16 protein-coding genes are annotated in these 13,982 nt (G+C 70.4%); 4 read left to right on the plus strand and 12 right to left on the minus strand.

Annotated elements, in window-relative coordinates; genetic code table 11:
• Positions 1-219: 219 nt before the first annotated feature.
• Both NUV38_RS16635 and NUV38_RS16640 read left to right on the plus strand, forming a co-directional pair.
• The gene (locus NUV38_RS16635; protein ID WP_257730183.1) at positions 220-1,125 is read left to right on the plus strand and encodes a hypothetical protein; all 906 of its coding nucleotides are present in this window, start codon (positions 220-222) and stop codon (positions 1,123-1,125) included.
• Between the two features lie 106 nt (positions 1,126-1,231).
• Entirely contained in the window at positions 1,232-2,761 is a 1,530-nt protein-coding gene (locus tag NUV38_RS16640; protein WP_257730184.1) for a dolichyl-phosphate-mannose--protein mannosyltransferase, read from the plus strand.
• Here NUV38_RS16640 and NUV38_RS16645 read toward each other — a convergent pair.
• The 12 genes from NUV38_RS16645 to NUV38_RS16700 form a co-directional block, all read right to left on the minus strand.
• Entirely contained in the window at positions 2,745-3,413 is a 669-nt protein-coding gene (locus NUV38_RS16645; RefSeq protein WP_257730185.1) for a TetR/AcrR family transcriptional regulator, read from the minus strand. The two genes, NUV38_RS16640 and NUV38_RS16645, sit on opposite strands and share 17 nt — an antisense overlap.
• The gene (locus NUV38_RS16650; protein WP_257730186.1) at positions 3,410-4,666 is read right to left on the minus strand and encodes an NAD(P)/FAD-dependent oxidoreductase; all 1,257 of its coding nucleotides are present in this window, start codon (positions 4,664-4,666) and stop codon (positions 3,410-3,412) included. Before NUV38_RS16650 ends, NUV38_RS16645 begins: the two co-directional genes overlap by 4 nt.
• Positions 4,667-4,670: 4 nt before the next feature.
• Entirely contained in the window at positions 4,671-4,838 is a 168-nt protein-coding gene (locus tag NUV38_RS16655; RefSeq protein ID WP_055969034.1) for a rubredoxin, read from the minus strand.
• Complete coding sequence (locus NUV38_RS17175) at positions 4,835-5,116, minus strand: rubredoxin (RefSeq protein ID WP_374627563.1); 282 nt, start codon at positions 5,114-5,116, stop codon at positions 4,835-4,837. Before NUV38_RS17175 ends, NUV38_RS16655 begins: the two co-directional genes overlap by 4 nt.
• Position 5,117: 1 nt before the next feature.
• Entirely contained in the window at positions 5,118-6,332 is a 1,215-nt protein-coding gene (locus NUV38_RS16665; protein WP_257730187.1) for an alkane 1-monooxygenase, read from the minus strand.
• Between the two features lie 290 nt (positions 6,333-6,622).
• A complete protein-coding gene (locus NUV38_RS16670; protein ID WP_257730188.1) occupies positions 6,623-7,501 on the minus strand; it encodes a type II secretion system F family protein in 879 nt (292 codons plus the stop codon).
• A 1-nt stretch (position 7,502) separates the two neighbouring features.
• Positions 7,503-8,438 carry a type II secretion system F family protein gene (locus tag NUV38_RS16675; RefSeq protein WP_257730196.1) on the minus strand — a complete coding sequence of 312 codons (936 nt, stop codon included), beginning with the start codon at positions 8,436-8,438 and terminating at the stop codon, positions 7,503-7,505.
• A 5-nt stretch (positions 8,439-8,443) separates the two neighbouring features.
• Positions 8,444-9,829, minus strand: coding sequence for a CpaF family protein (locus NUV38_RS16680; RefSeq protein ID WP_257730189.1), 1,386 nt, complete (start codon positions 9,827-9,829; stop codon positions 8,444-8,446).
• Between the two features lie 2 nt (positions 9,830-9,831).
• Positions 9,832-11,028: a P-loop NTPase gene (locus NUV38_RS16685; protein ID WP_257730190.1), complete on the minus strand. Its 1,197-nt coding sequence runs from the start codon at positions 11,026-11,028 to the stop codon at positions 9,832-9,834.
• Positions 11,025-11,738 carry a Flp pilus assembly protein CpaB gene (locus NUV38_RS16690; protein ID WP_257730191.1) on the minus strand — a complete coding sequence of 238 codons (714 nt, stop codon included), beginning with the start codon at positions 11,736-11,738 and terminating at the stop codon, positions 11,025-11,027. The genes NUV38_RS16685 and NUV38_RS16690 overlap by 4 nt, the downstream gene beginning before the upstream one ends.
• Before the next feature lie 230 nt (positions 11,739-11,968).
• Complete coding sequence (locus NUV38_RS16695; RefSeq protein ID WP_257730192.1) at positions 11,969-12,184, minus strand: Flp family type IVb pilin; 216 nt, start codon at positions 12,182-12,184, stop codon at positions 11,969-11,971.
• Positions 12,185-12,575: 391 nt separating this feature from the next.
• Positions 12,576-13,100 carry a hypothetical protein gene (locus tag NUV38_RS16700; protein WP_257730193.1) on the minus strand — a complete coding sequence of 175 codons (525 nt, stop codon included), beginning with the start codon at positions 13,098-13,100 and terminating at the stop codon, positions 12,576-12,578.
• Positions 13,101-13,196: 96 nt separating this feature from the next.
• Between NUV38_RS16700 and NUV38_RS16705 the strand changes: the two genes are divergently transcribed.
• Entirely contained in the window at positions 13,197-13,775 is a 579-nt protein-coding gene (locus NUV38_RS16705; RefSeq protein WP_257730194.1) for an RNA polymerase sigma factor, read from the plus strand.
• Positions 13,772-13,982, plus strand: a 211-nt coding sequence (locus NUV38_RS16710) for a hypothetical protein (RefSeq protein WP_257730195.1), incomplete at its 3' end; no start/stop codon positions are given. The genes NUV38_RS16705 and NUV38_RS16710, both read left to right, overlap by 4 nt.

The raw sequence follows: 13,982 nt of genomic DNA on the forward strand, positions 1-13,982 counted from the left end.
CCCCCCCCCCCCCCCCCCCCCCCCCCCCCCCCCCCCCCCCCCCCCCCCCCCACCGCTCGATCGTGTCCACAGGGGCGAAGAGGCCGACGACGGACGTACTCCACAGGCGCGCCCGGACCCCTCGCGTCCTGGCCTCCAGCCGAGTCGGATGGAGGAATGCGCCACCCCAGCCCACTTCCGAACACCCTCGTAGGACGTGCTTTCCACCGCGACGAGGCCATGGCCGTCGGCGTCACCGCTCGCATGCTCGAGCACAGGCGTTTCGTCGAGGAGTTCCCGCGGGTCTACCGGCATCGCGACACGGTTCTCGACGCCAACACCCTCATCGCTGCGGCCCGTCTCGCTCTTCCCGACGACGCCTGTCTCAGCCATCTGACCCGGCTGGTGCCGCTCGGACTGGAGATCGACGACCTCGTGCCACTCCGCTTCACGCTGGCCCGCGACCACCACCTCCGGTTCCAGCGGATCTTCGTCCACCGCACCTCCCGCATGCCACCCCACCGGGAGGGATCGGTCGATGTCGAGGGCGCCTTCCTCATGGCCGCGGCCGAGCTCACCCCGCTGGAGATCGTCCAGGTGGCCGACTGGCTCCTTCATCGGGATCACCTGCGGCTCGACCTGCTCCGTCACCTCCTGCGAGATCAGCACTGGCGCACCGCGAGCAGTCGCGTCGAGCAGTGGTTGCCGATGGTCGACGGACGGGCAGCGAGTCTCCCGGAGAGTCACCTGCGGTGTCTTCTGGTCGCTGCCGGGTTGCCCGTCCCCGAGGTGAACGCCGACGTCCACGACCAGTCCGGTCGGTTCCTCGCCCGCGGCGACCTGGTCTACCGGTCGATCCGTCTGGTCGTCGAGTTCGAAGGTCGGCAGCACGCCCTGAGCACGCAGCAGTTCCAGCGGGACATCCACCGCTACGGCGGCCTGCGCGACGCTTCGTGGCACTACGTGCAGGTGACGACGAGGATGCTGACCCAGCCGAGGACCACCGTCCTCGAGGTCCACCGCGCCATGGTGCGGGCCGGCTACGAGGGGCCGCCGCCCGTGTTCGGCGACCTGTGGGAGGCACTGACCGCCGAGCCGCTGGTCCGCCTGAAGGGGTTCGACGGCATCGAGCCCGTCGAGCGGTGAGGATTCCACCGTCTCAGCACCGAGTGCGTGGAATTCTCACCGCCGGTGCGGGAACACGCCATTCGGTGGAGAAGTCACCGCTCGTGGGGGCTGGCAGGATGGGCGGGTGCGAGGGTGGGAGCGGGAGCGCGTCGTGGGGTGGGTGGGCCCGCTGTCCGTGGCGGTGCTCGCGCTGGTGCTGCGGCTGTGGCACCTCGGACGGCCGAACCTGCTGGTCTTCGACGAGACCTACTACGCCAAGGACGCGTACTCGCTGCTGCAGCACGGCTACGTGCAGGACTTCGTCGAGGACGCCAACGACAAGATCGTGGCGGGCGACCTCGCGGACCTGATGACCGGCCAGCCCGCCTACATCGCCCATCCCGACGGCGGCAAGTGGCTCATCGCGCTCGGTGAGCAGCTGTTTGGCATGGACTCCTTCGGGTGGCGCGTCTCGGCCGCCGTCGTCGGCGCCCTCACCGTCCTCGTGCTGGCCCGGCTCGTGCGCCGACTCACCGGGTCGACGTGGGTGGGCTGCCTGGCCGGGCTGCTCCTGTGCCTCGACGGCATGCACCTCGTGATGTCGCGCACCGCCCTGCTCGACGTGTTCCTCGCCTTCTGGGTGGTCGCCGCCGTGGCCTGCCTCGTCGCCGATCGCGACGCCGTCCGCGCACGGCTCGACCGCCACCGGCCCTGGCGACCCTGGCAGCTCGCCGCCGGACTGTGCTTCGGGATGGCGACGGCCACGAAGTGGAGCGGCCTCTACGCACTGGCCGCGTTCGGCCTCGTCGTCGTGGCCTGGGAGGTGCTCGCCCGACGCAGCCACGCACGTGAGACCGGGTCGTCGGGGCCACGCTTCGGCTGGGTCCGCACGACCTTGGTCACCGGACTGCCGGCCTTCGTCACGATCGTCGGCGTGACCCTCGTGGTCTACCTCGTGTCGTGGACCGGGTTCCTGCTCCACCACGAGCTGTACGCCGAGCGCTACGGCCTGGGCGATCCGTCGTGGGGCGCCTACGTCACGTCTCCCAGCCCCGGGACGCTCGGTGGGATCACCGATGCCTTCCGGTCCCTCTGGCACTTCCACGCGATGCTGTTCGACTTCCACACCGGCGACTACCTCGCGGGCAAGACGCATCCCTACGCCTCGAACCCGCTGGGCTGGCTCGTGCTCGAACGGCCGGTGGCCTTCGACGCGCAGAACGACCTGCCCGCCGCCACCTGCGGCGCTCCGGCCGACTCGTCGTGCATGCGGGTGGTGACCGCCCTCGGGAACCCCGCCGTGTGGTGGACCGGGTCCCTCGCGGTGATCGCCTCGGTCGTCGCGTGGTTCCGGACCCGCGACGGTCGCTGGGCGGTGCCGGTGGTCGGCGTCGCCGCGGGCTGGCTGCCCTGGTTCCTCAGCACCGACCGACCGATCTTCAGCTTCTACGCCGTGGTCGTGCTCCCGTTCATGATCATCGCCATCTGCCTGCTGGTCGACGAGGCGCGGCGAGCAGCCGCCACAGCGCGTCAGCGCTACGCCGTGGGGCTGGTGGTGGGCCTGCTCGTGGTGGCCACGGTGGCCCTGTTCTGGTTCTTCCACCCGATCTGGACCGACGCGCTGATCTCCTACGACGCCTGGTACCGCCGGATGTGGTTCAGCCGCTGGATCTAGGTCCGGAACCAGGAGCAGCCATCGCGGAGCCCGCCGCCTCGCGCCCGGCGATGGCCAGACCCAGCATCCAGGCCACCTCGTCGGCCGCCTCGTGGGCCGGCTTGGACGGTCGCGTGATCGAGGAGAGCACCAGCCTCACGACCACCTCGACGGCCACGTCGAGCTCGGCGTCGGCGAACGGCAGGGGCGAGAACTGGTCGACCAGCTCGGCCTTGACCACGGCCGACGCCGCCTCCACGATCTCGCCGGACTCCGTGGTGAGGATCGCCAGCAGGTCGCCGTCCTGCTCGGAGGGGACCGACGTGACGATCGTGCGGACCAGGACGCTGCGCTCCCCCAGCTCGAGGGCGCCGCGGCACGCCGCCCGGACGCCGGACACGATGTCCTCAGCCTCTCGCAGGCGGTCACGCACGACGGCGAGGAAGCGGTCCAGCTCCCGCAGCGCCAGCGCCTGCGCCAGGGCGTGCTTGGTGCCGAGCTCGTTGTGCACGGTCTGACGACTCACTCCGGCCAGCCGGGCGATCCGCGACATCGTGATCGCGCTCCATCCCTCGGACTCGACGACGTGCTGGGCCGCGTCGAGGAGGCGTTCGCGCATGGAGGGCACGACGGCACCGTACGTCGCGGCGCCAAGGCCGGCGGCGACGGTCACGCCGGCACCTCGGTGAGCGCCTCCGTGAGGTCGTCGGAGTCCACGAGCAGGCCGGGCTCGGGCCGCGCACCGTCGGCGATCCACCGGCGCGCGAGCCGCACGTCGGCAGGGCGGCCCAGCGCCACGGCACCACGAAGCACGCCGCCGTCCAGGTAGAACGCCGTGAAGTCGCGCGCCTCGAGCGAGCCGCGCAGGGCGACGTCGTGCCCGGCGGCCGGCCAGCCCGTCACCTGCAGCGTGTGTCCGTACTGGTCCGACCAGCACCACGGGACCTCGTCGAAGGCCAGGTCCTGGCCGGCCACGACCTTGCCGACCGCGGCGCCGTGGTTCTGCGCTCCCTGCCAGTGCTCCACGCGGTGCATGCCGCCGAGCACCCCGCTGGGGAGCAGGGCGACGTCGCCGGCGGCGAACACGTCGGGGGCGCTCGTGCGGCCGTGGTCGTCGACCACGACGGCACCACCCTCGACCTCGATGCCGGCCTCGACCGCGAGCCGGCTGTTCGGCGCCATGCCGACGGCGACCACCACGACGGGCGCGGACCATGCACGACCGTCGGCGGCGGTCACGACGGTGTGCCCGACGGACTCCCCGGTGCCGGCGTCGATGGAGGTGACCTCCACCCCGCAGTGCAGGTGGGTCCCCTGCTCGGCGTGGAGCGCGGCGTAGAAGTCGCCGAGAGCCGGCGGCAGCAGGTGCGGCAGCGGCGACGCGGCGGCCTCGAGAAGTGTCACCTCCGCACCTCGCTCCCGTGCGCTGGCGGCGATCTCGGACCCGATCAGGCCGGCGCCGACGACCACGAGGGGTCGGCCGGGCCCGAGGGCGGAGACGATGCCGTCGACGTCGGCGAGCGACCGCAGCGTCCGCACGCCCGCGGCACCCGCCTCGGTGGTGACGGCGTCGAGCGTGCGCGCCGAGCCGCCGGTGGCGAGCAGGAGGCTCCCGTAGTCGACCACCTCGCCCGAGGCCAGCATGACCGCATGGTCCTCCACGGAGACGGACGCGACCGCCTGGTCCGTGCGCAGGTCGACGCGCTGCTGCTCGTACCACTCGGCCTTGCGGATGCGGATGTCGTCAGGACCCTTCTCGCCCCGCACGACCTCCTTCGAGACCGGGGGCCGACGGTAGGGCAGCTCCGGCTCGTCGCCGATCAGCACGATCTCGCCCTCGAAGCCGGCCAGACGCGCTGCGCCGGCCGCGCTGACGCCCGCGATGCCGGCGCCGACGATCACGAAGCGGTCCGTGGTCGCGGTCATCGACTCAGCCGACCTGCGTCATCGTGAAGTCGGCCTTGGCCGCGCCGCAGTCCGGGCAGGTCCAGTCGTCGGGGATGTCCTCCCACTTCGTGCCCGGTGGGAAGCCTTCCTCCTCCCAGCCCTGGGCCTCGTCGTAGATGAATCCGCACTGCTGGCACTCCCACACCTTCACTGCTGCGCTCCTTGCTGTGCTTGGTGATTCCGGGCTTGGTCCGCCTGCTCGCGCGCCCGGGCGGCCCGCGTCTCGGCACTGATGATGTTGCCGTCCTGGTCGTTGCCGGTGAACTCGGCCTCGGGCACGAAGTCGACCTGCTCACGCACGCCGCAGTCGGGGCAGGTCCAGTCCTCGTCGACGTCGGCGAACGCCGTCCCGGGCGGCCAGCCCTCGCGCGGGTCACCGACGGTCTCGTCGTACACGTACTCGCAGTTCGGGCAGATGAAGCGGGCCATGTCAGGCGGCTCCCTCGAGGTCGGTGGCGGTCGCGGAACCGTAGCGCGCCCGGTACCGGTCCGCCATGCGCGGATGCAGGTTCGCCTGGGACACGTCGCCGTCGTAGTGCGACAGCACGCGCTGGTCCATGACCCGACGCCACACGGCCGGGATCCACGTCGCGACGATCATGCCGGCGTACCCGGTGGGGAGCACAGGAGCTTCCTTGAAGTCGCGCAGGGCCTGGTAGCGACGCGTCGGGTTGGCGTGGTGGTCGCTGTGCCGCTGCAGGTGGTAGAGCAGCACGTTGGTGCCGATGTTGTTGCTGTTCCAGCTGTGCGAGGGGTTGACCCGCTCGTAGCGGCCGGACTCCAGCTTGCGACGCTTCATGCCGTAGTGCTCGAGGAAGTTGACCGACTCGAGCAGCCAGATGCCGAGGACGGCCTGGAGCACGAGGTAGGGCAGGATCTCGGGGCCGAAGGCGACGGTGAGTGCGCCCCAGAGGACCACGCTGAAGGCCCAGGCGTTGATGACGTCGTTCCTCAGGCTGAACGGGCTCTTGCCGAGCCTGGCGAAGCGCTTCTTCTCCAGCGACCAGGCGCTCTTCAGGCTGCCCAGGACGGTGCGCGGCATGAACTCCCAGACCGTCTCGCCCAGTCGGCTGCTGGCCGGGTCCTCGGGGGTGGCGACCCGCACGTGGTGGCCCCGGTTGTGCTCGATGTAGAAGTGGCCGTAGAAGGTCTGCGCGAGCGCGATGCGGGCGAACCAGCGCTCGTGCTCCTCCTTCTTGTGGCCGAGCTCGTGGGCGGTGTTGATGCCGATGCCGGCGACCATGCCGAGGCCCGTGGCCAGGCCGATCCTCTCGAGGACGCTCAGCGGATCGGGGATGCCGGGCAGCGTGCCGCCGCCGAGCAGGTAGGCGCCCCAGATGAAGCCGACGAGCTGGAGCGGGATGAACGCGTAGGTGACCCAGCGGTAGTAGCGGTCCTCCTCCAGCGCCTCGATGAGCTCGTCCGGCGGGTTGTTCGGGTCGAGCCCGGCCATCAGGTCGAAGAGCGGGATGAGGACGAACACGAAGAACGGACCGAAGAACCACACGCCGCTCCACCCGGTGGCGGCGTACATGCCCCACATGGTGAGCGGGATGAGCGGGATGATCGCGCCCATGATCCACAGATGGCGCTTTCTGTCGTTCCACTCGACGGTGCGGCCGTCGACGGTGGCCGAGATCGTCATGGTTTACCTCCTGCTGCCGGTCGCGACGCTGCGGGGTGCGGCGCGGATCACTTGACAGAAAGGTACTAACTGTCAAGCCACTTGACAACCCCCTGACCTCTGTCAAGTGGCGGGCGTCACCTCCCGGGCGAGCGCGCCCGTGAATCAGGCGCTGAGAACACAGAGCGAGCCGCCCCCGACGGGAGTCGGGGACGGCCCGCTGAGGCCCCGGACCGGGGCAACAGGGAAACCGCGGTCCGGGGAGCTTGGGGCCGGCGTGAGCCGGGCGTCTTCAGTTGTGGTCTGGATGGTCAGTTGATGGCGTAGGCGTAGACGACGGCCGGCCCCATCACGATGGCGAACAGCACCGGCAGGATGCAGGTCATCAGGGGGATGAGGATCTTGACCGGGACCTGTTGGGCCTTGGCCTCCGCCCGGCGGCGCCGGCTCAGCCGCATCTCCTTCGCCTGGCTCCGCACGACGCTCGCGATGGAGACGCCGAACTCCTCGGCCTGCACCACGGCCTTGCAGAAGGTGCGCAGCTCGTCGACCGACGTCCGCTCGGCGAGCGACAGGTAGGCCTCCTTCCGCGACATGCCCAGGCTCATGTCCTGCATGAGTCGCATGAGCTCGTCGTTGAGCGGACCCCGTCCGCGCTCCCCAGCCTTGGCCAGCGCCGCCTCGAACCCGACACCGGCCTCGAGCGAGATGACGACCTGGTCGAGCAGGTCGGGCAGGGCCTTCTGGATCTCTTCCTGGCGCTTGATCGCGTAGTTGTACACGAGCAGGTCCGGCACGAAGTAGCACAGCACCACGGCGGCGACCGCGACCAGCGGCATGAGCGGGTGCTCGGTCTTGCTGACGATCAGAGAGCCGAAGAGCAGGCCGAAGAGCGCCCCGGCCGGCTTCATCAGGACCACGCGCTCCCGGGTCCACCCCTCGGGGTGCCCGGCGAGCACCATGTTCCGCTCGAGCCTCTTGAGCAGCGTGCTGGGCGTGAAGCGCTCCCACAGGTCGGCACGCGTCTCGTCGACCTTCTGCACACCGCTCTCCGACACGGACTCGGGCACGCGGGTCAAGGTCTTGACCCGCTTGCGGACCGCTCCGCCCCCCGGCATGCCCACCACACCCACGCCCACGAGTGCCAGGCCGAGGGCCATGAGCAGGAGGACTGCTGCGAGGAGAACCATGTCAGAACTCGATCCGCACGATGGAGCGCATCCAGAAGCCGCCCAGCACGTACATGACGCCGCAGCCGAGCAGGATGAGCTTGCCGATGCCGGAATCGATGAACAGGCCCATGCGATCGGGCGCGACCATCGAGTAGTAGACCCCGATTCCAACCGGGAGGGCCATGAGGATGTACGCGGAGATCCGACCCTCGGCCGACAGAGCCGACACCTGCTCGCGGATGTGCTGCCGCTCGCGGATGGTCTCGGCCACCTGGTCGAGGATCTCGTTGAGGTTGCCGCCGGTCGCGCGCTGGGCCTCGATGGCCTGGGCGATCCAACGGAAGTCCTCGGACTGCATCCGCTCGGCGACCTGCTCCATCGCGTCCACCAGGTCGCGGCCGATCCGGTACTCGTTGACCACGCGCGTCAGCTCCTCGGCCATCGGTGAGTCCGCGTCGCGTGACGCGGAGTCCATGGCCGACGGGAGACTCTGACCGGCCCGCAACGAGGACGCCATCATCTGCAGCAGCGAGCCGAGCTGGCCGGCGAACCGCTTGCGCCGTCGCGTCACCTTGGCGCGGACGACGACCTTGGCCGCACCGGGCACCAGCAACGAGACGACGAACGCGAGCAGCGCGGGCAGCTGCAGGGCGACCAGCCCGGAGAAGGTCGCACCACCGAGGGCGATGACCAGCACCACGAGCGCGGCGACCGATGTCCTCATGCCGGCCAGCTCGAGCTCGTCGGAGGTGAAGGGCCGCCACCCCCGACGGCTCAGCACCCCCTCCACCGTCGAGACGGCGGTGTCGTTCATTCGTCTGAACAGGGGCTTGCGCTCGACGACCGAGTACTCGGCGACCCGGCCCCGCGTGCCGCGCGTCTCGGGCATCCCCACCACGGCGAGGTAGCCGCAGAAGACCGCGGCGAGCACGAGGACCGCTCCGATGACCAGCATGCTCGTCACCCCACCCTCGCCTGGCGCACCAGGTTGTCCAGGTCGAAGGCGATGCCATGGTCCTCGAAGCGTTCGCTGAACCGCGGTCGGATCCCGGTCGGCACTGCGTTGCCGCGGAACGTGCCGTGCTCGTCCACCCCGGCGGCGAAGTCGAAGGTGAAGATGTCCTGCAGCACCACGGTGTCACCCTCGAGACCCATCACCTCGGTCACGTTGACCACCCGGCGCGTCCCGTCGCGCAGCCGCTGGATCTGCACGATCAGGTCGACCGCGCTGGCGGCCTGCTCCCGGATGGCGCGCAGCGGCAGGTCCATCCCCGCCATGAGCACGAGCGTCTCGAGCCGCGACATCGCGTCGCGGGGCGAGTTGGCGTGCAGCGTGGACAACGAGCCGTCGTGGCCGGTGTTCATCGCCTGCAGCATGTCGAGCGCCTCGCCGCCACGACACTCACCGACGACGATGCGGTCGGGTCGCATGCGCAGCGAGTTGCGCACCAGGTCGCGGATGGTCACCTCGCCACTGCCCTCGATGTTGGCCGGGCGCGCCTCCATGCGCACCACGTGCGGCTGCTGGAGGTTGAGCTCCACGGCGTCCTCGATCGTGACGATCCGCTCCCCCGCCGGGATGAACCGACTGAGGACGTTCAACAGCGTCGTCTTTCCGGTGCCGGTGCCGCCGCTGACCAGGATGTTCAGCTTGGCCTGGACGCACGCGTGCAGGAGCTGGGCCATCTGCTCGGTCATGCTGCCGAAGCCGATGAGGTCGCTGACCGTGAAGGGGTCCTTGCTGAACTTGCGGATCGTCAGCGACGAGCCGTCGACGGCAAGCGGCGGGATGACCGCATTCACGCGGGACCCGTCGGGGAGCCGAGCGTCCACGAGCGGCGACGACTCATCGATGCGCCGACCGACCTTGCTGACGATGCGCTCGATCACGCGGCGCAGGTGCTCCTCGGAGGCGAACCGGGTGGCCACCTGGGTCAGCCGGCCACGACGCTCCACGTAGACCTGGTCGAAGCGGTTGACCATGATCTCGGTGATGCTGTCGTCCTCGAGCATGCGCTCCAGCGGACCGAGGCCGATCGCGTCGTCCTCGACGTCGCGGACCAGCCGACGCCGTTCCTCCGAGCTCAGCAGCAGCTGCTGGTCGCCCTCGATGACGGCGGTCAGCTCCTCGCGCACGAAGGTGTGCAGCTGCTCCTCCGTCAGGCTCGGGTCGTTGATGCGGGCCCCGATCCGGTCGAGGAGGGCCTCGGACGCACGCGCCTTCATGGTCGCGTAGGCGTCACCGAGAGCACCGGTCGCCTCGACCTCCTGCAGCTCCTCCTCGACGATCGACGTCGCGTGGGTGCTGCTCTCCCGCGCGTTCGCGAGACGGTCACTCAGCCGCATGGTCACGCCACCTCCAGCCGCTTGTGACCCTGCTTGCCCTCGGTGGCGCGGGCGCGGTCGTAGATCTTCTTTGACAGCGACTTGACCGCCTTGACGAACGGGCTCGACTTGCTGGTGACGACGAGCGGCACGCCCTTGTTCGAGGCGACCGGCACCTCCTTGGCGCGCGGCAGCACCAGGTCCACCGGCACACCCAGCAGCGCCTCCACGTCCTTCACCTTCAGCCCCGACTGCTTGTCGGCGAAGTTGAGCACGACGTGGCGCGAGGCCGGCATGAGGGACAGCTCGTCCAGCAGCTCGATCTCCTTGCGCACGCCGCGCAGGCAGGCGATGTCCATCGTCGAGACGAGGATGGCGTCGTCGCTCGCCTCGAGTGCACCGAGCGTCGCGTCCTCCAGACCGGCGGCCGTGTCCAGGACCACGTAACGGAACTGCTCCTGCAGCTGCCGTACCAGTGCGCTCACCTGCTCGGCGGTCACGTGGTCGTTGGCGGCCGGGCTCTCGGCGCCGCAGAGGACGAAGAAGCCGGCGTCGTGGACCGTCAGGTACGTCTTGAGCAGCAGGTTGTCGTGCGCTCCGGGACCGAAGGCGTCCTCGAGCGTGTGCGCCGGCCGCAGGTCCAGCACCGTCGAGACGTCGCCGAACTGCAGGTCCAGGTCGACCAGCACGACCTCCATCGGCGACTGCTGCGCCAACGAGACCGCCAGGTTCGTCGAGATGCTGGTCTTGCCCACGCCGCCCTTCGGTGACAACACCGTCATGGTGCGGGATCGGAAGTCCACCGGGGTCGTCTTGGGGGCCAGCTTGAGCGGGTCGCCGGGCGAGGTCGGCGCGCGGGCGTCGAGCCGCGACCGCAGCCCAGCCATCAGGCTCGGGTCGTCGATGCTCGGAGCCACGTCGCGGATGCCCGACCGCATGGCCTCGAGCATGATCTCCTTCTCGGTCGCGGCGACCAGCACCAGGTCGACGTCGGGCCGGACCGCCGCGACCTCGCGCGCCAGCGCCATCGAGGCCGCGAGCGGCACCGCGGAGGTGAGGATCATGGCGTCCGGGATGACGGTCGGGTCGAGGCCGCGCAGGAAGCTCGTGGAGTCCCCCTGCAGCGCGTCGGCACCGAGCGTCACGCACTGGTGGCCGATGGTGGACTCCACCCGGGCAGCGAGCTCGTCGTCGCCGCCGACGATCAGGACGAGGCTCATCGGTCCAGCACCTCGTCGGCCGTGATGACGCCACCGCCACCGGTGTCGGTGTCGTCGTTCTGCTTGGTCACCCAGACCTTGCCGAACTCCATGGCGTTGACGATCTTCGTGGCGTCGGCGGTCTTCACCGCCACCGTCACGGTGGCACCGGCCGCGCTCTGGCCGTCACCGACGCCGGCGTCGACCCCGAGCACCAGGACGCCGTCGACCGCCATGGCGGTGCTGCCGCTGTAGCTGGCAAGCACACCGATCGTGTCGCCGGGCACCAGGGCACCGCCGACGATCCGCTGCCCCTCGACCAGGAACGAGAGCTCTTGCATGCCCTTGGGCACGGCGGTGTCGCCCTTCACGTCGTCGGCCTGGGCGAACTTGGCGGCGGTCAGCTGGTCGCCGGGCACGAGCACGCCGCGCGTGACCAGGCCCTCGACCTCGGACAGGTCGGTGACGGCGCCGGGGACGACGGCCGCCTTGGGCAGCTCGACGGCCTCGACGGCCGCACTCAGCTCGGAGGCCGGCGTCTTGGTCGCCACCTCCTGGGTGACCCGCAGCACCGTGGTGCGCTCGGTCCCCTCGAAGGCTCGGTCGTCGGCACCCTTCGCGTAGGCGAAGAGGGCGGCGAACCCGAGCACGGCCAGCAGCACGGCTGCACCGATGGCCAGAAGTTGCTTGTTCACGAAGATCTCCCTGTTCTCGTGAAGCGCACGGTCCATGACCCCGGACCGTGAGGGGTGGTGGGGACGCCAGACAGGACGCCCCGAGATGCCTGTGCACCCCGTCGCGGGACGGTCCCTCACCCTGTTGCTTGCTGTGCCGCCCTCCGGGCTCCCTCTCCGGTGGGTGACGAGAGTCGATGCCGAGGCCTCAGTTCCTCAGGACCGCTCGTGGTGATCGGCGGGCGGCGCCTCGAGCCCGAGCACGCGGCGCCGCCCGATCGCGAAGATCAGGGGGTCGCCGACGCCGCCGGCGCGGCCGGCAGCTGCGAGTTGACGCCCGAGAAGGCGCCCGAGATCTTTCCGCCCAGGGTCAGGACGACGGCGATGATCACTCCGGCGATCAGCGCCACGAGCAGGCCGTACTCGACGGCGGTGGCGCCACGCTCGTCGCGGCGGATCTTGGCCGTGGTCAGGTAGGCGATGACAGTCGAAAGTGCGTACATGGTGTTCTCCCTCAGAATGGTGAGCCCCGGTCTCCCGGCCGCTCCGCCACCCCTGTTGGTGGCGCTCCCTGAGAAGAAGGTAGGGCCTAAAGTCCCGAGATGTCCTGGAAGTTACGGGCCATCTTTCCCTGGTCCCAATGGACTATGGCGCGTTCGACCTCGTGCAGGTCCAGCGTGCGCCAACGAGGCACACTCGAGGTCACGCGAGAGACCGAGCCGCTTACGTTTCTCTCTGTGTTTCCGGGCCTCGTCGGGCACTGCAGCCGATCGGTCGAGCGCCTTGCTCCCGTGACCCGGGGCGCCGACCAGGCACCGTCCGGAGCATCGTGAGGCGACGTCGGCCGCGAAGGACTAGTCCTTCCCGTCGTGGCACGTGGGCCACGATCGGCCCTCAGACCGACGCGTCCGGGACCTTCGTCAGCGCGACGAGGACCAGCTGCGTCTTCGACAGGCAGGTCTGGAGAACCACGTCGGCGTCCGGTCGAAGGTCCTTGACGTACACGTTGCGGCGCTGGTGACGGTCGACGACCGAGACCTCGTAGAGCCCGGCCTCGACACCTGGCCCGTCGAGCTCGACGGTGTCGCCAGGACCGAGCGCCGGGATCCACGCCGCCCCACCGCAGTAGTCGTGCTCGGACACCAGGAGTGGTCGGCCCGCCTCCTGCACGTCGATGGCGACGGGGCCACGGCACGCGTCGAGCGGCCCCGCGAAGGACGAGAGCGTCGCTGCGGCGAACATCGTGCGACTCACGTCGGGCTTCGGCGGCTCCGGGGGCGGCTCCGGGGCGGCCTCCAGCAGGGGGAGGCGTGCCGCAGCGAACTGCTCGCCACCGCCAGCTGCAGGTGGGGGCGCGGTGCACGCGGTGAGCAGCACGGCGCTCGCGAGCGCGACGACGGCGGCGCGGACGGGGTGCATGGACCGATCCTAGTTCGGGTCCACAGGGCGACGCCGGTGAGACGATGTGACGTCCACCGACATGTACCGGTCGTGACCACCCGCCAGGAGGCCCCCGTGAGCAGGCCCCACACGTCCGAGACCGGCGACGACGCCGACACGGACGCCGGCCTGCTCCAGCGAGCCGGCACCGGTGACCGCGACGCGTTCGGCACGCTCTACGACCGTCACGTCCGGGCCGTCTATTGGCAGGCCTTCCGCGTCGTGCGCGACGCCGACGCGGCCGAGGACGTCACCCAGGAGACCTTCGTGGTCGCGTGGCGTCGCTCGCGCACGATCCGACTGGTGGACGGGTCCGTGCTGCCGTGGCTGCTCGTGACCGCTCGCCAGGTGGCCATGAACGCGGCCCGCAAGGCGGCGCGACGCCGCACCGCGGAGCTCGACGAGGACCTCCCCGCCCGGCACGACGTCGAGTCGACGGTGGAGGCCGAGCTGGCTCGCGTCGAGATCGACGCCGCGGTCGCGGCCCTTGGCGAGCTGGACCGGCGGCTGTACGCCCTGTGCATCGACGGCGAACACAGCTACGAGCAGGCGGCGCGTGAGCTCGGCGTGACCCACGCCGTGGTCCGCAACCGTCTGCACCGACTGCGCGGCCGGCTCCGCGCCGACCTGCGCGCGATGAGGGAGACGTCATGACCGGACGTGGGAACGAGGACCTGGACGGCCTCGGCGACGAGCGGGTCGGCCGGATGCGCCAGGGCGTGATGGACCAGGTGGACGCCGACGTGGCGCGTCGCGGCCGTCGAGCCCGGCGCGTGCTGGGGGGCGCGGCCGCCGCGTGCGTGGTCGTCGTGGTCGGCGGCCTGGGGACCAGCCTGCTCGTGGCCCCCGACGGCGGTGACG

Source organism: Aeromicrobium sp. 50.2.37 (assembly GCF_024655735.1).
Classification (GTDB): Bacteria; Actinomycetota; Actinomycetes; order Propionibacteriales; family Nocardioidaceae; genus Aeromicrobium.